This window comes from Isoptericola sp. F-RaC21 (assembly GCF_038593535.1).
Taxonomy (GTDB): Bacteria; Actinomycetota; Actinomycetes; order Actinomycetales; family Cellulomonadaceae; genus Isoptericola.
Genome location: NZ_JBCFYX010000004.1, coordinates 100,354 through 120,401 on the forward strand (window position 1 = coordinate 100,354; position 20,048 = coordinate 120,401).

The 20,048-nt window shown below is 76.1% G+C and carries 19 protein-coding genes; 6 read left to right on the forward strand and 13 right to left on the reverse strand.

The features are described 5' to 3' along the window. Positions 1 to 135: 135 nt before the first annotated feature. Positions 136 to 924, reverse strand: a complete 789-nt coding sequence (locus tag AAG589_RS15265) for a transglycosylase family protein (RefSeq protein WP_430568131.1) — start codon at positions 922 to 924, stop codon at positions 136 to 138. 154 nt (positions 925 to 1,078) lie between these two features. Beyond that, the gene (locus tag AAG589_RS15270; RefSeq protein WP_430568132.1) at positions 1,079 to 1,948 is read right to left on the reverse strand and encodes an LPXTG cell wall anchor domain-containing protein; all 870 of its coding nucleotides are present in this window, start codon (positions 1,946 to 1,948) and stop codon (positions 1,079 to 1,081) included. Positions 1,949 to 2,129: 181 nt separating this feature from the next. On the opposite strand from AAG589_RS15270, the gene AAG589_RS15275 reads away from it, so the two are divergent. Further along, positions 2,130 to 4,724, forward strand: a complete 2,595-nt coding sequence (locus AAG589_RS15275; RefSeq protein ID WP_430568133.1) for a DEAD/DEAH box helicase — start codon at positions 2,130 to 2,132, stop codon at positions 4,722 to 4,724. Further along, positions 4,721 to 5,590: an HpcH/HpaI aldolase/citrate lyase family protein gene (locus AAG589_RS15280; protein ID WP_446719751.1), complete on the forward strand. Its 870-nt coding sequence runs from the start codon at positions 4,721 to 4,723 to the stop codon at positions 5,588 to 5,590. The genes AAG589_RS15275 and AAG589_RS15280 overlap by 4 nt, the downstream gene beginning before the upstream one ends. Positions 5,591 to 5,646: 56 nt before the next feature. On the opposite strand, the gene AAG589_RS15285 is transcribed toward AAG589_RS15280, so the two are convergent. The 9 genes from AAG589_RS15285 to AAG589_RS15325 form a co-directional block, all read right to left on the reverse strand. Then, the gene (locus AAG589_RS15285; protein WP_430568134.1) at positions 5,647 to 6,138 is read right to left on the reverse strand and encodes an Rv3654c family TadE-like protein; all 492 of its coding nucleotides are present in this window, start codon (positions 6,136 to 6,138) and stop codon (positions 5,647 to 5,649) included. Positions 6,139 to 6,287: 149 nt separating this feature from the next. Beyond that, positions 6,288 to 6,605, reverse strand: coding sequence for a TadE family type IV pilus minor pilin (locus AAG589_RS15290; RefSeq protein ID WP_430568135.1), 318 nt, complete (start codon positions 6,603 to 6,605; stop codon positions 6,288 to 6,290). 74 nt (positions 6,606 to 6,679) lie between these two features. Then, the gene (locus tag AAG589_RS15295) at positions 6,680 to 6,952 is read right to left on the reverse strand and encodes a DUF4244 domain-containing protein (protein WP_430568136.1); all 273 of its coding nucleotides are present in this window, start codon (positions 6,950 to 6,952) and stop codon (positions 6,680 to 6,682) included. A gap of 149 nt (positions 6,953 to 7,101) precedes the next feature. Further along, the gene (locus tag AAG589_RS15300; protein ID WP_430568137.1) at positions 7,102 to 7,695 is read right to left on the reverse strand and encodes a type II secretion system F family protein; all 594 of its coding nucleotides are present in this window, start codon (positions 7,693 to 7,695) and stop codon (positions 7,102 to 7,104) included. Further along, positions 7,692 to 8,396 (reverse strand): type II secretion system F family protein, encoded by a 705-nt coding sequence (locus tag AAG589_RS15305; protein ID WP_430568138.1) that lies wholly within the window; start codon positions 8,394 to 8,396, stop codon positions 7,692 to 7,694. The genes AAG589_RS15300 and AAG589_RS15305 overlap by 4 nt, the downstream gene beginning before the upstream one ends. Next, positions 8,384 to 9,544: a TadA family conjugal transfer-associated ATPase gene (locus AAG589_RS15310; protein ID WP_430568139.1), complete on the reverse strand. Its 1,161-nt coding sequence runs from the start codon at positions 9,542 to 9,544 to the stop codon at positions 8,384 to 8,386. The genes AAG589_RS15305 and AAG589_RS15310 overlap by 13 nt, the downstream gene beginning before the upstream one ends. Then, complete coding sequence (gene ssd / locus AAG589_RS15315) at positions 9,541 to 10,368, reverse strand: septum site-determining protein Ssd (protein ID WP_430568140.1); 828 nt, start codon at positions 10,366 to 10,368, stop codon at positions 9,541 to 9,543. The genes AAG589_RS15310 and ssd overlap by 4 nt, the downstream gene beginning before the upstream one ends. A gap of 91 nt (positions 10,369 to 10,459) precedes the next feature. Further along, positions 10,460 to 11,779 (reverse strand): MFS transporter, encoded by a 1,320-nt coding sequence (locus AAG589_RS15320; RefSeq protein ID WP_430568141.1) that lies wholly within the window; start codon positions 11,777 to 11,779, stop codon positions 10,460 to 10,462. After that, on the reverse strand, positions 11,776 to 12,402 hold the full coding sequence (locus AAG589_RS15325; RefSeq protein ID WP_430568142.1) for a winged helix-turn-helix domain-containing protein: 627 nt from the start codon (positions 12,400 to 12,402) through the stop codon (positions 11,776 to 11,778). The genes AAG589_RS15320 and AAG589_RS15325 overlap by 4 nt, the downstream gene beginning before the upstream one ends. Positions 12,403 to 12,507: 105 nt before the next feature. On the opposite strand from AAG589_RS15325, the gene AAG589_RS15330 reads away from it, so the two are divergent. After that, on the forward strand, positions 12,508 to 13,341 hold the full coding sequence (locus tag AAG589_RS15330) for an HAD family hydrolase (RefSeq protein ID WP_430568143.1): 834 nt from the start codon (positions 12,508 to 12,510) through the stop codon (positions 13,339 to 13,341). A gap of 222 nt (positions 13,342 to 13,563) precedes the next feature. Here AAG589_RS15330 and AAG589_RS15335 read toward each other — a convergent pair whose 3' ends face one another. Next, positions 13,564 to 14,133, reverse strand: coding sequence for a GNAT family N-acetyltransferase (locus AAG589_RS15335; protein WP_430568144.1), 570 nt, complete (start codon positions 14,131 to 14,133; stop codon positions 13,564 to 13,566). 265 nt (positions 14,134 to 14,398) lie between these two features. Between AAG589_RS15335 and AAG589_RS15340 the strand changes: the two genes are divergently transcribed. The 3 genes from AAG589_RS15340 (at position 14,399) to AAG589_RS15350 (ending at position 17,419) form a co-directional block, all read left to right on the forward strand. Next, on the forward strand, positions 14,399 to 14,986 hold the full coding sequence (locus tag AAG589_RS15340; RefSeq protein ID WP_430568145.1) for an alternate-type signal peptide domain-containing protein: 588 nt from the start codon (positions 14,399 to 14,401) through the stop codon (positions 14,984 to 14,986). A gap of 89 nt (positions 14,987 to 15,075) precedes the next feature. Next, complete coding sequence (locus tag AAG589_RS15345; protein WP_430568146.1) at positions 15,076 to 16,818, forward strand: BspA family leucine-rich repeat surface protein; 1,743 nt, start codon at positions 15,076 to 15,078, stop codon at positions 16,816 to 16,818. Further along, positions 16,799 to 17,419, forward strand: coding sequence for a signal peptidase I (locus tag AAG589_RS15350; protein ID WP_430568147.1), 621 nt, complete (start codon positions 16,799 to 16,801; stop codon positions 17,417 to 17,419). Before AAG589_RS15345 ends, AAG589_RS15350 begins: the two co-directional genes overlap by 20 nt. A gap of 24 nt (positions 17,420 to 17,443) precedes the next feature. On the opposite strand, the gene AAG589_RS15355 is transcribed toward AAG589_RS15350, so the two are convergent. Next, positions 17,444 to 19,978, reverse strand: a complete 2,535-nt coding sequence (locus AAG589_RS15355; RefSeq protein WP_430568148.1) for a LuxR C-terminal-related transcriptional regulator — start codon at positions 19,976 to 19,978, stop codon at positions 17,444 to 17,446. Between the last annotated feature and the right edge of the window lie 70 nt (positions 19,979 to 20,048).

Below are 20,048 nucleotides of genomic sequence, written 5' to 3' on the forward strand. Positions count from 1 at the left end.
TCGGACCTGTCACCGCTGGTTGAGCCTGTCGGACCTGTGACCGCTGGTTGAGCCTGTCGGACCTGTGACCGCTGGTTGAGCCTGTCGAAACCCGGTCCCCGGATGTCGACAGGCTCGATCACCGGGGGCGCGGCGTCAGCGCAGGCCGAGCTTGCGGGTGCAGTGCGGCCACTGGCCCCAGCCGGCGCGGTCCTGGAGGATCTGCGCGCGCTTGGTCTGCTCGGACCGGCTGTGGCGGTGGGGCATGCCCTTGCCGCCGACGGCGTGCCACGTGCGGCCGGTGAACTGGTACAGGCCGTAGAAGCCGTTACCGGTGTTGGTCCGCGGGTTGTTGCCCGACTCGCAGCGCGCGAGCTGGCCCCACACGTTGCGCTTCGTGATGCGGCTCGTCGAGATCCAGCCGGTCCTGCCGCCCGGCACGCGCACCTTGACGCGGTTGTGCTCGCGGCCCGTGGTGCGGGCCAGGACCGCGACCTTGGTGCCGAGGCGGACCCGCTTGACGACCTTCGAGCCCGCGCCGACGTCCTTCGTCAGCGCGACCTTGCCCCGGGTGTAGCGGGTGCCGGAGACGTCCTTGAGCTTGACGGACGTGACGGCGTTCTTGGACACCCAGCCGACCTTGCCGGCGGGCGTGCGCACCTGGAGGCGGTGGGTGCCGCGGTCGAGGACGCGCAGCCGGGTGCCGTCGTCGGGCCGGGCGACGGCCCGGGACCTGCTGGACGGCGTCTTGGTCAGCGTGGCCCTGTTCCACTTCACCCAGCGGACGCCGCCGCTCGTGGCGGCGGTGCGCACCGACGACGACACGGCGGCCGGGGCGGCGGAGGCGGGGGCGGCGGTGGCCGCGGCCGGCACCACCATGGCGGAGGTGACGAGCGCGCCGGCGACTGCGGCCACGACGGATCGACGGGCGGTGGATCGAGGCATGCGTACCAGGGAACGATGTCACGATCGGATAACAAAACCGGTGCGGGAACGGTCACACCCTCTTCACGGGATGCGGACGCCATTCCGTCGCAAAACGCGACAGGGCTCCGCCTCCGCGCGGTTCACCCAAGTCGGGACATGCCCGACCTGCCCCTCAGGCGCGACGACGGCGCCGCACGAGCAGCAGCACGGCTCCCGCGGCCAGGAGCGCCGCCGCGGCGACGGCCGTCCACACCACCGCCGCGCCCGTCTGCGGCAGCTCGTCGGCGACGGGCGTCGCCTGGTCGACGTCGCCCTCCGCCAGCGCGACCGCCTGCTCCGGAGCTTCGGCGTCGACCGCCGGCAGCGCGTCGCCCGACGTCACCGCCGCCTCGGGTCGGGCCGTCACGGGCTCGTCCGCAGGCGCAGGCTGCGTGTCGCCGCCGGACCCGGCGTCGGCCGTCTCGGTCGCGGGGCCAGGAGCGGCCGGACCCTCGGTCACGTCCTCCCGCGGGGGCGTCGCCGGGGACGAGGTCTCGGGGGCGGGCGCCCCGTCGGGCGTCGACGGCGTCTCCGTGACAGGGGGTTCCGACGACTCGGGGGACTCGGACGGCTCAGGCGCAGGCTCGGTGGTCGAGGTGCACACCGGCTCCTGCTCACCCTCACCGAAGTGCTCGTCGTAGCCCTCCACCTGCACCCAGGTGATGCAGAACGAGTCCAGGTCGCTCAGATTGACGTCGGCGCGCTTGGCGGGCACCGCGCCGAACGCGCCCCAGGGCACGAAGGACTTCCCGTCCAGGTCCGCCCAGTTGCCGGATCCCGTCGTCTCCACGTGCAGGTTGTTCTCGTGGACGGTGTCCTCACCCGGGAGCGTGAACTTGACGTTCACGTGTGATGCCGAGTGGAACGTCTCCCCAGCCGGCAAGGTGAGCCCGTCCGCGGTGACCTCGTACGGCGGCTCGTCGTCGGAGCCTCCGGCGGCCGCCGGCCCGGCGGAGATCAGGAGGAGGGCAGCGGCGGTCGCCGCCACGGAGGCGTGGCGCATCGTGGGTCCTTCGTCGGCGTCGGGAGGGCGCGGCCCGGCTCCGAGACCCGGAGCGGCGCACGGCGCGTCCACAATACGCTGCTTGGTCGCTTTGCCCCCTATATCCGGACAGGTTTCACCCGCGCCCGCGGCTCCCGCCGGCGCGACCGTTCGCGTGCCGCACGGTGCGAGACTGTCGCCCGTGCCCGCCGTCTCCGCCCCCGAGCCCGAGCAGCACCCGCTGCTCGACGTGCTCACCGCGCACGGGGCGCGGGCGGACCGGCTCACGCACGTGCGCACCTTCCCCGCTCGCGACGGGGTGACGGCGGACTGGCCCGCCTGGGCCGACCCGGGCGTCGTCGCCGGCTACCGCGCGCTGGGCGTCGAGCGCCCGTGGGCCCACCAGGTCGAGGCCGCGGACGCCGCCCGGTCCGGGCGGCACGTGGCGCTCGCGACGTCGACCGGCTCGGGCAAGTCCCTCGCGTTCTGGCTGCCCGCGCTCACGGCGGTGCGCGGCCCCGAGCCCGCCACCGTGCTCTACCTCTCCCCCACCAAGGCGCTGGCGGCCGACCAGCTCGCCGGGCTCGAGCGGCTGGTCGCGGGGATGCCCGGCGACCGGCCCCGCGTCGCGACGTGCGACGGCGACACGCCCACCGAGGAGCGCCGCTGGGTGACCGAGCACGCCGACGTGGTGCTCACCAACCCCGACTTCCTGCACTTCTCGCTGCTGCCCGGCCACCGGCGCTGGGCGCGCCTGCTGCGCGGGCTGCGGTACGTCGTCGTCGACGAGGGCCACGCCTACCGCGGCGTGTTCGGTGCGCACGTGTCCCTGGTGCTGCGGCGGCTCACGCGGTTGGCGGCCCACTACCGCCCTCCGTCGGACACCCGGTTCACCGCGGTGGGCGGGGCGTCCGGCACGCGCGCGACGCCCGCCGGCCTGTCGGACGCACGACCCACCGGAGCAGGCCCAGGGTCGGACAGTTCGCCCGTGTTCGTGGTGGCCAGCGCGACGACGGCGGAGCCCGCGGCGAGCACGGCGCGGCTGGTCGGGGTCCCGCCCGAGGAGGTCGTCGCGGTCACCGCCGACGCCTCGCCGGCGGGGCGGCGGACCTTCGCGCTGTGGCAGCCGCCGGAGGTGGCGGCGTTCGACCGGTCGCGGGCGACCGGCGACACGCCCACGCACGACGACGACCCCTGGGCGCTGCCCGACCCGCTCGACCCGGCGCACACCGAGCACGAGGCCGAGGCGGTGCTCACGACCCGCGGCGCGGCCGAGCACCCGCGCCGGTCGGCCACCGCCGAGGCGGCGGACCTGCTCGCCGACCTCACCGCCCACGGCGCACGGACGCTCGCGTTCACCCGGTCGCGGCGCGGGGCGGAGTCGGTGGCGCAGCAGGCACGCGACCACCTGCGCCCCGTGGCGGCTGGGCTCGAGAACCGGGTCGCCAGCTATCGCGGCGGGTATCTGCCGGAGGAGCGCCGGGAGCTGGAGCAGGCGCTGCGCACCGGCGAGCTGCGCGGGCTGGCCACGACCAACGCCCTCGAGCTGGGCGTCGACATCTCGGGGCTGGACGCCGTGCTCGTCGCCGGCTGGCCGGGCACCCGCGTCTCCCTCTGGCAGCAGGCGGGGCGTGCCGGCCGCGCGGGGGCCGAGGGCCTGGTCGCGTTCGTCGCGCGCGAGGACCCCCTGGACACGTACCTCGTGACGCACCCCGAGGCGGTGTTCGACGCCGCGCTCGAGGCCACCGTCTTCGACCCGGCCAACCCGCACGTGCTCGCGCCCCAGCTCTGCGCCGCCGCGCAGGAGGTGCCGCTGCGCGCCGACGACCTCGCCGCGTTCGGCGACCCGCGGGCCGTGCGCGAGGTGCTCGACGTGCTCGTCGCGCGCGGGGCGCTGCGGCGCCGGCCGTCCGGCTGGTACTGGACGCACGCGCAGCCCGCGTCGGCGATGGCGGACCTGCGCGGGTCCGGCGGGCGGCCCGTGCGGGTCGTCGAGGCGACGACGGGGCGGATGCTCGGCACCGTCGACGCCGGGTCGGCCGACGGGCAGGTGCACGACGGCGCCGTGTACGTGCACCAGGGCGCGACGTTCGTCGTCGACCGCCTGGACCTCGCCGACCACGTGGCGCTCGTGGTGCGCAAGGACGTGGAGCACGGCACCTGGTCGCACGAGGTCATGGAGATCGCCATCGACGAGGAGGGCCACCGGCCCGTCGAGGGCCGCGACTGGGGGCCTGTGCGGTGGGGCCTCGGCCCGGTGGAGGTCACCAGCCAGGTGGTGAGCTTCCAGCGCCGCCGGCTGCCGGACATGCAGGTGCTCGGCACGGAGGCGCTCGACCTGCCGTCGCGCACGCTCGCCACGACCGCCGTGTGGTGGTCGGTGCCGGACTTCGTGCTGCGGGCCGCCGGCGTCTCCCCCGACGAGACGCCGGGCGCGCTGCACGCCGCCGAGCACGCGTCGATCGGCCTGCTGCCGCTGCTGGCCACGTGCGACCGGTGGGACCTGGGCGGCGTGTCCACCGAGGTGCACCCCGACACCGGCGAGGCCACCGTCTTCGTGTACGACGCGTACCCGGGCGGCGCCGGGTTCGCCGAGCGCGGGTACGAGCTGGGCGCCCGCTGGCTGCGCGCCACGCGCGACGCGATCGCCGCGTGCGCCTGTGCGGAGGGCTGCCCGGCGTGCGTCCAGTCACCGAAGTGCGGCAGCGACAACGCGCCCCTCGACAAGTCCGCGGCCCTGCGCTTGTTGGATGCCGTGCTGAGCCACGCGCCGGCGGAACCTACCATCGTGAGGTGACTACCGAGATCGACCTCGCCGAACGCCGACGTTCCCGCGAGGACACGCGCGTGGACCCCGCCAACGCCCGCTCGTGGCTGTTGCTGTCCGCGCTGCGCGACGACATGTTCGACGCCGCCCAGCTCTCCCGAGCCGACCAGGTGATCCTCGACTGCGAGGACGCGGTCGACGACAGCCGCAAGGACGAGGCCCGCACCAAGGTGCTCGACTGGTTCGCCGCGGGCGGCCGCGCCTGGGTGCGCATCAACGAGCGCGGCTCGCAGGCCTGGGCCGACGACGTCCGCGCCCTGTGGGACTCCGACGGCCTGCGCGGCGTCATGCTCGCCAAGACCGAGTCGCCGGACCAGGTCATCGACACGGCCCAGCGGCTCGGCGGCAGCGTGCCGGTGATCCCGCTGGTCGAGTCGGCGCTGGGCATCGAGGACGCCGTGAGCATCGCGCGCGCCCCGGGGGCCTTCCGGCTGGCGTTCGGGTCCGGCGACTACCGTCGCGACACGGGCACGGCCAACGAGTCCCTCGCGATGGCGTACCCGCGCTCGCGCCTCGTCACCGCCAGCCGCATCGGCGGCCTCCCCGGCCCGATCGACGGCCCCACCGTCGGCACCAGCCACGCGCTGCTGCGCGAGCAGTCGGCGGACGGCGTCGCCCTCGGCCTCACCGGCAAGCTCTGCCTGGACCTGGAGACGCCCGCCGTCATCAACGAGTCGTTCAGCCCGTCCAGCGCGGACGTCGCGTGGGCGGTCGACTTCCTCGCCGACTTCGAGGCCTCCGGCTCCGTGATCCGCGACGGCTCGGACAAGCCCCGCCTGGCCCGCGCCCGCAAGATCAGCGAGCGCGCCGCGCTGTTCCACGTCAACCCCTCCTGATCGCCGCCGCACCGCGGCCCGGGCGCGCCTCGGCCGCACCGCGGCCCGGGCGCGCCTCACGGCGACCGCTCGGGCCGCGGTGGCGGCTCGGTCCCGCCCGCCCGCTCCTGTTCGGGTGACCCGCCGGGCCTCGGCCCGGCGCGAGCGTGCGCGGTGGCGTCTCCGAGCGCGCCCGCCCACGGCCCCACCTCCGGGCCGAGCGCCGCGCGTGACGCCCTGACCCCGACGGTGCCGCCGTCCTCCGGCGCGCACTCCACCACCTGACCGCCGTTGCGCTGCACGGCCTCGGTCGCTGTCGCGCACGGATCGGCCCCCTGCCGCCAGGCCGTCGCGGCGGCGAGCGCGCCCAGGTCCGCAGCGGCCTGGGCCGCCCCTCGCGCCCGCTGTGCGGCACCCAGCGCGCCGACGGCCAGCGCGAGCAACACGACCACCGCCGCCAGCGCCAGCACGACGACCGTCCCCGCGCCACGCTCGCGGCTCGCGGACGTCCGTTGCTGCTCCGCCCCGCCCTCGTGCGCGGTGCCTCCGTGCGCGGTGCCTCCGTGCACGGCCCCTCCGTGCGCGGCCCCTCCGGGCGCGGCCCCTCCGTGCGCGGCCCCTCCGGGCGCGGCCCCTCCGGGCGCGGCCCCTCCGGGCGCGCTGCCTGCGGGCGCGCCGCTTGCGTGCGCACTGCCCGCGGGCGTCCCAGGCGCGGCCATCACGGCTCCACCCACGCCGTCGCGTCGCCGGAGGCCCGCACGGGCGCGCCCGCGAACCACCCACCTACGACCGGCCGGGTCACCGTGACGCGCACCCACGTGCCGTCGCGGGAGACGCTCACCTCGGCGTCGTCGCCGCCGACCTGCGCGACGGCCTGCCGCGCCGCCGCGTCGTCCTCCCCGATGGCGTAGGCGCGCGCCCCGGCCCGGGCCGCGTCCAGAGCGCGCATCTGCGCCGTGGACGCGGCCGCGAGGCTGAGCACCGCGACCAGCAGGAGGACCACCACCGGCAGCCCGACGGCGAGCTCCGCCGTCACGGCGCCCCGCTCTCCACCGGGCCGCACGTCGCGTGCCCGCCGGTCGCGGGCTCCTCTGCTGCGGTGCGGGCGCATCAGACCGACAGCGCCGAGCTGATGATGCCCTCCAGCAGGCCGCGCACGGTGTCGCTCTTGAGCACCGCGATGAGCAGGCCGGCGAACCCGACCGCCGCCACGGTGGCGACCGCGTACTCCGCCGTCGCCAGCCCCGCCTCCGGGTCCGTCGGGTCGGGGGCCGGCCCGGCCTCCGCGCCCCTGGCCGGTCCGGCGTTCGCGCCGCTCGTCGCGGCGGCCCCCGGCTCCTGCTCGTGGTCGGCCGCCGCGCGGCCCTCGTCCTCGTTCGTCATGGCTCCTCCGTGTTCCCCTCGTCGGTATTCGTTGCGGTGTCCTTCTCGCGGCCTGCGCCGGCGGTTCCGGGCAGGTCGTGCCGCGTCCGCCCGGCCGGGCGGGCGCGGCGGACCCGGGCGGCGCCCGGGTCGTCGTGGGCCGGGCACGGTCACCCGGACAGCAGGTCGACGCCCAGCGCGAGCAGCACGGGCACCAGGCCGATCAGCACGAACGCGGGCAGGAAGCACGCCCCGAGCGGCAGCACCAGCCGCACCGCCAGGCGGGCCGCCGCCGTCGATGCCGCCGCCCGGCGAGCGCGCAGCAGCTCCTCGCCCGCGGCCCGCAGCGCGCCCGACGGGGACGCCCCGTCGGTCCACGCCCCGCGCAGCGCCCGGTGCACCGGGCCGAGGCGGTCCGGCGCGCCGCGCCACGCGCCGTCCCAGTCCGCGCCGAGCCGCAGCGCGTCCGCCGCCCTGCGCAGCGCGGCGCCGTCGGACGAGGCCCGGCCGGTGGTGTCGACGTCCAGCGCAGCACCCGTGGCCTCGAGCGCGCGGGGTACTCCGGCGCCGGAGCGCAACGCGGCGGCCAGCAGCTCGAGCACCACGGGGACGTCCACGGGCTCGCGCCGGGCACCGACACCACGAGCAGCGGCACGCCCGTCCGCACCCAGCCCGAGCACCCGGCGGTCGGCGGCACGGCGCGCCACCCACCACGGCAGGACGGCGAGCAGCGCGGTCCCCGCGACGGCGAGGAAGGGGCTCACGTCGCCTCCTCCCCGGCCGCCCGTGCCGCCGCGACGAGCCGCCCGGTCCACGCCCATCCGGCCGCGAGCAGCAGCAGCCCGAGGCAGACGGCGATCGAGCCCACGCCGCCGTCGAGCGCCGTCGCCAGCGGGTCCGCGCCGAGCACCCAGCCGAGCAGCGCGCCCAGCAGGGGCAGCCACATGAGCACGCGCGCGGTGGCCCGCGGCCCGGCCAGCGACGCCTCCCGTTCCCCGCGAGCCTCCGCCTCGGCGACCAGTGCCCCGGACACGGCGTCGAGGACGGACGCCAGGGGCGCCCCGACGTCGCGCGCCAGCACCGCCGCGGTCGCGATCGACCGCGCGTGCCCGGCCCCGCCGACCACCGGCGCGAGTGCCGCCTCGTCGGGGACGCCGGTGGCGTCGACAGGCACCGCGAGCGCCCGGGACCACGCCGCGGCCGGCGGAGCGCCGGCCCGCAGCAGCGCGACGACCTGGGCGACGGCGACGCGCACCGCGTCCGCCCCCGTCGACGCGTCCCGCCCGCGGTGCAGCCACGCGCGTGCCCGGTCGCGCCGACGCACGGCGGCGCCGCGCGCGAGAGCGTCCGCACTCCGCCCGCCGGGGGCCAGCGCCAGCCAGGCGGCGAGCGCCACCCAGAGGCCGACCACCGCCGGGCCGGGGCCCGCCACGAGTCCGGTCGCGAGCCCTGTCACGACGCCCACCGCCCCATGAGCTCCTCCCAGGCGGCGTCACGCCGCGGCTCCGCTCCCGGTGACCACTCGGCAGCGCGGCGGACCGTCAGCCGCCCGTCGTCGTCCCGCCCGACCAGGCCGATCTCGGCGAGGTGCCGCCGCCCGCCGCGGCGCCGCAGGTGCAGCACCACGTCCAGGGCGGCGGCGGCCTGCGCGGCGACCGCGTCCCGCGGCATCCCGGCGAGCGCCGCGAGCGCCTCGAGCCGCGCGGGCACGTGCTCGACGGCGTTGGCGTGCACCGTGGCCATCCCGCCGTCGTGCCCGGTGTTCATCGCCAGGAGCAGCTCGCGCACCTCGGCGCCGCGGCACTCGCCGACGACGATCCGGTCCGGCCGCATCCGCAGCGCACCGCGCACCAGCTCGGTGAGCGTCACCTCGCCCACGCCCTCGACGTTGGGGCGCCGGGCGGCCAGGGACACCACGTGCCGGTGCCGGGGCGCGAGCTCGCGGGCCTCCTCGACGACGAGCACGCGCTCGGCGGGCGGCACCAGGGACAGCAGCGCCGCGAGCAGGGTCGTCTTCCCGGTGCCGGTGCCGCCCGTGACGAGCAGGTTGGCCCGGCCGACGACGAGGCCCTGCAGCACGGCCTCCCACTGCGGCGGCAGCCCGCCGCCGGCGACGAGCGAGCCCACGGAGTGCGCGGCCTGCCGCAGCACCCGCAGGGCGATGACCGCCCCGGCCGGCGCGACGGGTTCCACGACGGCGTGCAGCCGGGTGCCGTCGGGCATGCGCGCGTCCACGGTCGGGGCGGCGTCGTCGAGCCGCTGTCCGGCGACGGCGGCCATCCGCACGGCCAGCGCGCGCACGGCGGCGGGCGTGCCGAGGTCGAGGTCCACGCGCCGCAGGCCGTCGCCGCGGTCGACCCACACGTCGTGCGGGCCGTTGACGAGCACGTCCGTGACGTCGGGAGCGTCGAGCAGCTCCTGCAGGGGGCCGGCGCCCGTGAGCTCGGCGCGGGCCGCGCGCGTGAGGTCGGTCAGCGCAGCCGACCCGAACACCCGGCCGGTGGCCCGCAGCGCGTCGCGCACCGCGGCGTCGTCGAGTGCCGAGCCGGACGCGCCGACGCGCGCCCGGACGTCGTCGAGCAGGTCGCGGTCGACGAGTGTCCGGCCGGTCACGACGCACCCGCCATCACCGACACGAGCGAGGCCGCGGCACGACCGAGCGGGGTGCGCCGGCCGACCGGCGGCCCGTCGCCGCGGTCGACCGCGGCGGCCAGGCGCGGGTCCGCACGCACGGTCGCGGCCACCGGGAGGCCGACGGCGTCCCCCAGCGCGGCGGCGTCCACGCGGCCGGGCGCGGGACGCCGTGCGACGAGCCACGGGTCGCGCACGCCGAGTTCGACGAGCTCTGCCCACGTCGCGAGCGCGCCGGCCACGCCGGGCGCCGTGCACGGCGCGACGAGCAGCACCACGTCCGCGGTGGTGACGAGCATCCGCGCGGCGGCGCTCCAGGCGGCGGGCCGGGGCAGGTCGAGCACCACGGTCTCGCCGCCGCGCAGCAGCCCGGTGCAGACGTCCACGACCACGGCGTCGTCGGGGCGCCCTGGGCTCAGCCGGGCACCGGAGAGCACCGGCACCGACCGCCAGCGGGGCAGCGCGGCGACCAGCCTGACGCCGTCCACGTCGCCGCGGGCGGCGGCCAGCTCGGGCCACCGGGCCCCGGGCTCGTCCTCGATGCCGAGCAGCACGTCGACGCCGGGGCCGGGAAGGTCGAGGTCGACGAGGACCGCCCCCTCGCCCGCCCGCCGCAGCCCCTGGGCCAGGGCGGCCGCCAGGGTGCTCACCCCGGCGCCGCCGCAGGCGCCGACGACGGCGACCGTGCGACGCCCCTGCCCCGACGCCCACGGCGCGGGACCGGGCGGGGGCCAGGGGGTCGGCGGCCTGGCGTCCGTCGAACCGGTGCTCGGCCGGGGCAGCGTGCGGGTGGGTGCGTCGTCCATGCGCCCCAGGCTGGTCCGGCGGGAGAGCCCGCCCGGGCCACGGGCGACGGTCTGTGGACGGAGGTGCCCTGGGGGCGGGCTCCGCGCGGCGTCAGGCCGCGGCGGCGTCCTCGGCAACCTCGACGACGTCGGGCCGCCGGCCCCGCTCGCGCTCCGCACGCAGCGCCGGCAGGAAGCACAGCACGCCGAGCACGCTGAACCCGCCGCCGAGCATCATCGCCAGCGGCGTCGACGCGGTCTGCGCCACCCAACCCAGCGCGGGCGACGCGACGGCGTACGACGCGAACCCCACCATCGACGCCATGGACAGCACGGTGGCCCGGTTGTCGTGCCGCGCCTCCCGGTGCAGCAGCGCGTTGTAGCTCGGCCCCGAGCTGCCGTGCAGCCCGTAGGTGACGAGGTAGGCCACGATCAGCATCGCCGGGCCGCCCGCGAGCCCCATCCACACGGCGCCCAGGCCGTTGAGGACGCGCGCCGCCATCGCCGTGCGGGCCACCCCGAACCGCCGCGACGCCAGGCCGCACAGCGCCGCACCGAGGGCGAAGGTCCCCCACCCGACCGATGCCACCGGGCCCATGACGGCGCCCGCCTGGGCGGTGCCGCCCAGCAGCTCCGCGAGCCGCACCGGCTGCAACGACTCGAACACGACCATCGCGGCGGCGGCGAACAGCTCCACGAGCAGCAGGCCGCGCAGCACCCGGTTGTCCCGGGCCAGCCGCAGCCCCGACGCGACGCTCGCCGGCGCCTGCCGGGCCGAGCTCACGACCGACCGCAGCGCCGCGCCCCACCGTCGGCGGGCCCCTGTCGCAACCGCCCCGACCGCCGCGACCGGCGTCGCGCGGACCTCGCGCACCAGCAGCACGACCATCACCAGGTGCACGACGGCGAGCACGCAGTAGGCGGCGTACGGGAGCGCGAGCGCGGACCACCCGGCGAACGGGTGCCACCAGACGAGGCCGCCGGACACGAGCGCGCCCAGCGCGATCGACACCCCGAGCACGGTGCCCTGGTGCGCGAGCGTCCGGTCGACGTCCGCCCCGGGGTGCTTCGCGTGGACGGCGTCGACGAACCACGCCTCGAGCGGCCCCGAGTCCAGCGCGCGGAACATGCCCATGAGCGCGGCCGCCACGACGAACGCCCAGACCGACTGCGCCAGCAGGAACGTGGTGGCCGCCAGCACCTGCACGACGGCGGAGGCGATCAGCATGGGGCGGCGCCCGACGGCGTCGGCGGTGCCGCCGGTCGGGAGCTCGAGCGCGAACACGACGAACCCCGTCACGGAGGCGAGCGTGAGTGTCTGGGCCACGGTGAGCCCGCGCTCGATCGGCAGCAGCGTGGTGGCCGTGACGACCAGCCCGACCGGGAACCACCGGGTCGCCGTCAGGAGGAGAAAGACCCGCTGCGGGCTCATGACTCGTCGTCCTTTTCCACGGTCCCCGCGCCGGCGTCGGGCACGTCGTCGGCGTCGAGCGGGAAGAGGAACCGCCACAGGTGCAGGCGCCGGGCGCGGGGGTCGCCGGTGCCGACGCGCAGGTACTTGGTGACCACGGCCTCGAGCTCCTCGGCCATCGCGGCCGCCTGCTCCGGCGTGACCTCCACCCACGTGTCGGTCATCCCGGAGACGTCGGTCCACTCCTTCGGCCAGCTGTCCGCGACGTCGAGCCAGTGCGCGTAGTTGGTGTCGAACTGCCGGTGGTAGTCGCGCACCAGCCAGCCGAGCGCCGTCTGCGCGTCCTCGTCGCCACCGAAGTCGGAGTCGCGCCAGCCGTGGCTCTGCGTGGCCGCCGCCCAGAGGCGCTCCTTGCCGCGGCCCTCCCCCGTGTCGGTCACGAGGCCGACGGACTCCAGCCTGCGGAGGTGGTAGCTGGTGGCGCCGGTGTTGGTGGCCAGCTCGGCCGCGAGCGCCGTCGCCGACGCCGGGCCGCCACGCCGCAGCGCGCCGAGCAGCCGCGAGCGCAACGGGTGGGCGAGCACCTTGGCCGCCTCGGCGGTCAGCTCGAGGTGGGTGTACGGGCGCTCCGGCGTCGGTTCCATGCGTGCACAGTAATCATGCACAGTCATTCTGCACAAGAGTTCTGCACAGGAACCGTGCATGAGATGCCGGACGTCGGGACGCTCCGCCCGGCTAGGCTCGGGCCCGTGACCGACCAGGGACCGCGCGAGACGTCACCGCCGCCGGCGGCGACACCCCGGGCGCGCGTGGCCGCGTTCTTCGACCTCGACAAGACGATCATCGCGACGAGCTCGTCGGCAGCGTTCTCCAAGCCGTTCTACGCCGGGGGTCTTATCACCCGCGGCGACGTGCTCCGCAGCGCGTACGCGCACCTCCTCTTCTACGCCGGCAACGCCGACGCCGACCAGACGGAGCGGATGCGCAAGCACCTGTCCGAGCTCGCCACCGGCTGGGAGGTGAGCAAGGTGCAGCAGATCGTCGCCGAGACCGTGCACGAGCTCATCGACCCCTACGTGTACGCCGAGGCCGTGGAGCTCATCGCCGAGCACCACGAGCTCGGGCACGACGTCGTCATCGTGTCCGCCTCCGGCGCCGAGCTCGTCGAGCCGATCGCTACCGTGCTGGGCGCCGACCACGTCGTCGCCACCCGCATGGCGGTCGACGACGGCCGCTACACCGGCGAGATCGAGTTCTACGCGTACGGGGAGCAGAAGGCCGAGGCCGTGCGGGAGCTCGCCGCCGAGCGCGGCTACGACCTCGAGCGCAGCTACGCCTACTCGGACTCTGTCACCGACGCCCCGATGCTGGGCGCCGTCGGCCACGGCTTCGCCGTCAACCCGGACAAGACGCTGCGCCGCGTGGCCGCCGAGAACGGCTGGGGCGTGCTCACGTTCTCCCGCCCCGTGGCCCTCCGCTCCGCGATCCGGCCGCCCGCCGTGGCCCTCGCCGCGGGCGTCGTCGTCGTCGCCGGTGTGGCCGCCTGGCTGCTCCGCCGCTGGTGGCGGCGTCGGCACGCCTGAGCGCTTGCAGGTCCGCCCGGGCGGGCGTTCCATGGGAGGAGACAGCCGGACGCGGGACCCACGCTAAGGAAGTCCCCGGTTGAGGACCCACTCGGTGGGAACGACCCTACCCAGTGATCGGACCAAGCGCCTGCTACCCGCGTCCGGGCTGGCGAGAACGGCGCTCGGACGACTTGTCTCCCGGGCGCCGTCCTCGTGTCCGGCGCCTCTCGGCCCGGAGCCTCAGCCCGCGAGCCACTCCTCGGCGAGGATGCCGTACGTGTAGCCGTCGACCCAGCCCAGCTCGGCGTGCCACGAGTCGCGGACGCCGTGCTGCTCGCGCCGCATGCCGAGCTTCTCCATGACCCGCCACGACGCCTCGTTCGCCGCGAAGCACCCGGCGGTCACGCGGTGCAGCCCCAGGTCCCGGAACGCGACGTCGAGCAGCGTGCCGGCCACGGCCGTCGCGATCCCCCGGCCCGCGTACGCCGGGTCCACCAGGTAGCCGAGGGAGCCCTCGGCCCGGCGCCACACGTCGCTCTGCGGCTGGCCCATGCCGTCGTCCACCACCAGCGAGCCCGTCGCGACGACGACGCCGTCGAGGTCGGCCACCACCCGCTGCTCGTGCGGGTCGTCCAGCGCGCGGCGCCACGAGGCCCGCAGCTCGTCGGCGTCCTGCGTGGTGCGCAGGAGCCACCGCGTGACCTCGGGCTCGTTGCGCCACGCTAGCACCGGGTCGACGTCGCGGCTCGTCGGGACGCGCAGGCGGAGGTCGTCCACCTCGCGCGGCCAGGACACATGCGGGGTCGTCATGGACGACGTCTACCAGGGCCCGACGCCGGACGCCCAGCCTTTTCGGCCGTGACGGCCGGCGCCCGAGGCTACTGCCGTCGCGCCGCTCAGTAGTGCCCCGGGCTACTGCACTCGCGGACGACGACGCACGTCGCCGCAGGTCGTGGGCGCGGCCGTACCTACGGCCCGTGCCGCACCTTCCCCGCGCGCGACGGCGGCGCCCCACCGTGGAGGTGTCAGGCGCAGGAGAGCGTCGGAGCACAGGCCATCGGGGAGGAACAGAGAGATGACGAATACGACCACCAAGAAGGGCGCCGTCAAGGGCGCCGTCGCCGCCGCCGCCGGCATCGCCGTCCTGCTGGGCGGGGCCGGGACGTTCGCGCTGTGGAACATGTCGACGCCGTTCGCCGGGGCCACCGTCACCACGGGCGAGCTCAGCGTCACCGGCGGCACCCCGATGGTCTGGGACGACATCACCCCGGGCCACGAGAACACGATCGAGGACATCGGCACCTTCCGGATGGCGCCCGGCGACGTCATCGAGAGCACCGCGACGATGACCGTCATCGCGCAGGGCGAGAACATCGTCGTCAAGCCCGCCATCACGGCCCCCGACGGGGGCGACTATGTCGCGGCGCTCCCCCCGGCGCTGCAGGACGACCTCTCGATCGACATCACGCTGAGCGGGGACGGCATCGACGAGGACGGCGAGCTCACCGCCGGCACGCACGATGTCACGGTCACCACGATCTTCCGCTTCGCGGAGGACGCCGGGGACACGAAGAACGACCGGACCACGATGAACCAGACCGTCGACCTGACGACGGTGAACATCACGCTCCAGCAGGTCGCACCGAGCGCTTCCGGCTCCTGATCCGCCGCGGGCGGCGGCTTGCCCCTCCCCGAGCGCTGCCGCCCGCGGTGACCCCCGTCGAGTCCCTGCTACCCGAAGACAGGTATGAGATGCCTCGTCAGGCCCGGTCCACGAACCCGCTGCGGGTGACGCTGCTCGCCGTGGCGGCGTCCGCCGCCGTGCTGCTGGCGCTGCCCGGCACGGGCGCGTTCGCAGCCTGGAACGACTCCACGCCGATCGGGGGAACGGTCGCCACCGGGAGCCTGGGCATCGACGAGGACGCGCTGGCCGGCGGCGACTGGACCGAGGGCGGCACCGCCTTCGACCCGACGACCGACACGCTCACGGCCGGCACGACGCTCACGTCCACGCTGGCGGACGTCCCCGTGACGGCGGTCGGGGACAACCTCGAGGCGTCGTTCGAGGCCTCCGGCGCGAAGATCCCCGCCCCCGCCGCGGACCACGTGTCCGTCGACGTCGCCTCGACCCCGGCGCCGGTCAAGGGCGCCGACTCCGACACGGACGGCCACCAGACCGTCGACCTCGTCCTCACCGTCGCCGCCGACGCGGACCTGTCCGACGACGTGCAGAAGGTCGATCTCACCCACCTCGCCGTCACGCTGACGAACGGCCACGCCTGGACGGACACCGCGACGCTGGACGCCGGCACCCTCACCACGGGCGGCCCCCACCCCTCGTCCCCGGGCGGGACGATGACGCTCTCGTTCGACCTCTCGCTGGACGACGACGGGCGGATCGGCTTCTACCTCGACGACCCGGACGCGACCATCTTCTGGGACACCTGGGGCAGCGACGGGACCGAGCACACGACCGCCGCCCGCGACGGCCTGAACGAGTACGACTATGCCGGCACCGGCAAGACGAGCGCCTGGGTCCGGATCCAGGGCACCTTCGACGGCTTCGGGTCGGCCGACCAGACGACCGGCCAGATCGGCTCCCTCACCCACGTGGAGGGGTGGAGCCCCGACACCGGCGCGGTCTCGGCGTCGCACGCGTTCGAGAACGCCACCCACCTGGTGCACGTCGCCGCGCTGCCGGCCACGCTGACGGACACGTCCGCCGCGTTCCGGAACGCGGCGACCACCGAGTCCGCGGGCCTGTACCTCGAGCCGTGGGACTCGTCGCACGTCACGACCATGGCGCACATGTTCGAGGGCGCAGGCACCTTCGACGAGTACCAGCTGGACTGGGACACGTCGCGCGTGACCGACATGACGTCGATGTTCGCCGGCGCGACGACGTTCGACGGGAACGTCGCGCGGTGGGACACCTCGCAGGTCACCACGATGGCGCACATGTTCGACGGCGCCGAGGCCTTCTCGCAGGACCTGAGCGGCTGGGACGTCGACGGCGTCGACGACCACGCGGGCTTCGCGGACGACTCCGGCCTCACGCCCGAGCAGCTCCCCCGCTGGGACGACGGCGCGGCCCCCGCGAAGCAGGCGACGACCGCCACGGACGCCGGCGGCCCGACACCGGCCACGGAGGCGGGCGGCGACGCCGCCGCGGCATCCGAGCCCGAGGTCCCTGGTCGCGACGACGACGCCGCCACCCCGGACGTCGCGTCCCCCTCGCCGGACACCAGCGAGGACGACACGGTCGCCGATGCGTGCGACCTCGATCCCTCCGACGACACGGGTGCCGGCGCGAACGGGTCCATCACGACGGGTTCCGGCACGGCCGACGGCAACAGCGACCACGAGGAAGAGGCCCCCGGCTGCCCTGCCTCGGACGCCGACGCGGAGACCGCGCCGGACGCGCCGCTGTCCGACCCGTCACCTTCCACCTCGACCCTCCCGGAGGCGGCCACCGATGGCTCCCGGACAGACTGAGCTCCTCGAGGCCGCACCGGGGAAGGGGGCCGACATCGACACGCAGGACGCGACCGACGCTCGGACCGCGCGCTCCGAGGGCCCCGTGCTGTCGGGCCTGTGGGCGGGGTTCACCTACGGCCTGCTGGGCCTGGTGCTGCTGCTGGCGGCGCTGGTCATCGTGGTGCCGAAGTTGGTGGGCGGCATTCCTCTGACCATCCTGTCCGGTTCGATGGAGCCGAACCTGCCGGTCGGGTCGCTCGCCGTCGTACGGCCGGTGGACGCGGCGGAGATCCGCATCGGCGACATCCTCACCTACCTGCCGAACCCGGACGACCCCACCGCGATCACGCACCGCGTGATCGCCGTCGACCACCACCAGGACGACACGCGCACATTCACGGTGCAGGGCGACGCGAACGCCACGGCGGACGACCCGGTGCAGGAGTACCAGGTGCGCGGCAGGGTCTGGTACGCCGTGCCGTGGCTGGGGTACGTGAACGCCACCGTCAACGGGGAGCACCGCGCCGTCGCGGTGTACGTCGTGGCCGGCGTGTTCTTCCTGTGGGCGGTGTCGCTGTGGTGGCGCGCGTGGCGCGGGCGACGTGCCTCCGCGGGTTGAGCCTGACGAGATCCCGGTCCCCCGTCACCCGGCGAGCTGCCTCCGGTCCGACACGCCCAGCTTCTGCATCGCGTGGTAAAGGTGGCTCTCGACCGTCCGGACGGACAGGAACAGCCGGCTGGCGATCTCCCGGTTGGCAAGCCCTTCCCGCGCGAGCGAGACGATCTCGGCCTCCCGTGCCGTCAGCCCCGAGTCCCGGCCCACCGCACGCGCGGTGTGCCCCCGGCCGATGCCCGCGGCCTCGTCCATCTCCGCGGCCGTGAGGACGCCACCCCCCTCCTCCGCCAGGCGTGCCCGGGCCGCCTGTATCGCGACGTGCGCCAACGGACCGCGCGTGCGCATCGCCCGCAGCGACTCGAGCACCACCGACCCGGGACCGTGGGCGAGGTGGCGGTGCAGCCGCACGGCCGGCGCGAGGAGCGGCACGTGCACCGCGGCGAAGGCCTCCTCCAGCCGCGCGAGCCGCGCGTCGCCCAGGACCTGCGGCGTGAGCGCCCAGCAGAACAGCGCGGACGCCGTGCACCCTTGCGCCCACAGGTCCTCGCCCGCCGACCACAGCGGTTCCCCGTCCGGCTCTCCCCCGGTCGCCGCGTGCTCCACCTCCGTCCGTGCCCAGGGCCGCACGAAGTCGAGCACCGGCGCGAACGGCCGCGGGGTCGCCTCGAGCTCGTCGAGGAAGGTCCGGGCGAGGTCGTGATGGCCGGCCCGCGCGTGGAGCACGGCGGCGAGCGCGAAGATGCGCTCGTCGTAGGGGCTCATCGCGGGCCCCACCCGGCCGAGCCGCAGGACCACGGACAGCGCCCGGAGCGCGCGGTCGTGGTCTCCCTTCAGGAAGAGTGCCGTGGCGAGCCCGCGGGCGGCCAGGCGGAGCCCGAAGGGGCTGAGCTCGTCGTAGGCGGCGCTGAGCCGGCCGCGGGCCCACGCCACGGCGTCGTCCACCTGGCCGACCATGAGCAGCGCGTCGCCGCGGAACGCGTCGAGGCGATGCGTGTACGGGCGTTGCGCCGACGACCCCTGCCACCCGCCGAGCAGGTCGAGCGCCCTGTCCGGCAGGCCGGCCTCGACCAGGGCACGGACCCGCTGCACCGTGGCGTAGCCGCGGAACGCCCTCGGCACGTCGGTCTCGACGTCGAACGTCTCCACGCCGGGCGCCCGGTCAGGGTGCCCGTAGAGGTCGCCGAGCTGGCGCAGGAAGGCCTCCCCCGCGCCGTCCAGCACCAGGCGGCCCGATGGTCCGGGGTCCCGCAGGAGACCGTCACGGATCGTCGACCCCCTCTGGGCCGCCCACTGGCCGCGCAGCACGACGTACGCCGCCACCTCCTCAGGATCGTCGCCGGAGGTGCGCGTGGTGCCGGCGAAGACCTCGTCCGCGTCCACGGGCGCCTGGCCGTCCACCAGGTGCAGACGCAGCAGCGGCAGCGCGCTCGCGACGTCGTGGCGGGACTCCCACGCGCGCGACCACAGCGCCGACCTGGTGCGCACCGACTCGGTGACGATCGCGACCTGCTGCAGCACCGCCCGGTCGTCCGGTTCCGGCGGCCCGGCGAGTGCGGCCAACGGCTCCCGTGCGTCGTCCTCGCCGGCCGCCTCCCCGAGCCCGAAGAGCTCCTCCGCCCGCTCGCGCAGCATCGCCCGGCGGGCTCCCGTGAGCCCGGCCCGCAGCGCCTGCGCCAGGACGGGCGGGCTCACGGCGACGACCCGGGCGGCGGGGCGCTCGGCGACCGCGACCCGTCCGGCCGCGTCGAGCGCGGCGAGCCGGTCGTCACCGAGGAGGGTGCGGGCGTGGCCGATGTCCACCAGACCGAACCAGGCGAGGGCCTCGAGCCCCTGGCGCAGGTCCGCGGGCATGCCGCCCAGCAGGCCGTGCACCACGGACCCGGTGGGCACCGACTCGAGGTTGGCGGCCTGGGCCCACCTGCCGTGCACCTGCGCGACGGCGCCGGACCCGACCGCGGCGAGCGCCAGCGCGACCGCCGCGCGCGGGTTGCCCCCGGACCGGCCGGCGAGCTCGGCGGCAAGGCCGCCCTCGACCTGGCCGCCGAGATGGTCGGCGAGCAGCGTCGCGACCTCGTTCACCCCGAGCGGCGCCACGGGCACGACGGCGGCACCCCGGGCCAGCACCGACCAGGCGCCGTCGACCGGGGCAGCACGCGGGACGGTCGTGACGATTCGGAGGCGGTCGCGTCGCTGGCGGGCGACGGCGTCCACGACCGCCAGCGTCGGACGGTCGAGCAGGTGCGCGTCGTCCACGAGGATCGTCGCGCTCCGGCCCGCGAGCGCTTCCCCGAGCGCGGCGGCCGCCTCCGGGGCGCCCCAGCGCGCCACGGACCCGCGGGGATGCAGGCTGGGGTGGCTCAGGAAGGCGCCGAGGGCCACGGCCTCTCCACCGGCCGATCCGGGGAGCTCGACGACGGACGCCCCGACGCCGCGCAGGGCGTCGGCGAGCGCGGTGGTCACCGTGCTGCGGCCGGCGCCCACGTCGCCGGTGACGTGGACGTCGTGCCCCGCGCGAAGCCAGCGGAGCGCCTCCTCCAACGGTCCCGGGTGGACGAACCTCACCGTCTGCCCTCCTGGTCGTCGCGGCGTCCTGCCCAGGATGGCAACGGCACGGCAGGTCGGCCACCGCGGG

Bases quoted from the DNA above. Each gene is read 5' to 3' on its own strand.
- AAG589_RS15340 (WP_430568145.1), top strand. From the start codon at position 14,399: ATGACGAATACGACCACCAAGAAGGGCGCCGTCAAGGGCGCCGTCGCC.
- AAG589_RS15320 (WP_430568141.1), bottom strand. From the start codon at position 11,779: ATGAGCCCGCAGCGGGTCTTTCTCCTCCTGACGGCGACCCGGTGGTTC.
- AAG589_RS15335 (WP_430568144.1), bottom strand. From the start codon at position 14,133: ATGACGACCCCGCATGTGTCCTGGCCGCGCGAGGTGGACGACCTCCGC.
- AAG589_RS15270 (WP_430568132.1), bottom strand. From the start codon at position 1,948: ATGCGCCACGCCTCCGTGGCGGCGACCGCCGCTGCCCTCCTCCTGATC.
- AAG589_RS15345 (WP_430568146.1), top strand. From the start codon at position 15,076: ATGCCTCGTCAGGCCCGGTCCACGAACCCGCTGCGGGTGACGCTGCTC.
- AAG589_RS15325 (WP_430568142.1), bottom strand. From the start codon at position 12,402: ATGGAACCGACGCCGGAGCGCCCGTACACCCACCTCGAGCTGACCGCC.
- AAG589_RS15350 (WP_430568147.1), top strand. From the start codon at position 16,799: ATGGCTCCCGGACAGACTGAGCTCCTCGAGGCCGCACCGGGGAAGGGG.
- ssd (WP_430568140.1), bottom strand. From the start codon at position 10,368: ATGGACGACGCACCCACCCGCACGCTGCCCCGGCCGAGCACCGGTTCG.
- AAG589_RS15295 (WP_430568136.1), bottom strand. From the start codon at position 6,952: ATGACGAACGAGGACGAGGGCCGCGCGGCGGCCGACCACGAGCAGGAG.
- AAG589_RS15265 (WP_430568131.1), bottom strand. From the start codon at position 924: ATGCCTCGATCCACCGCCCGTCGATCCGTCGTGGCCGCAGTCGCCGGC.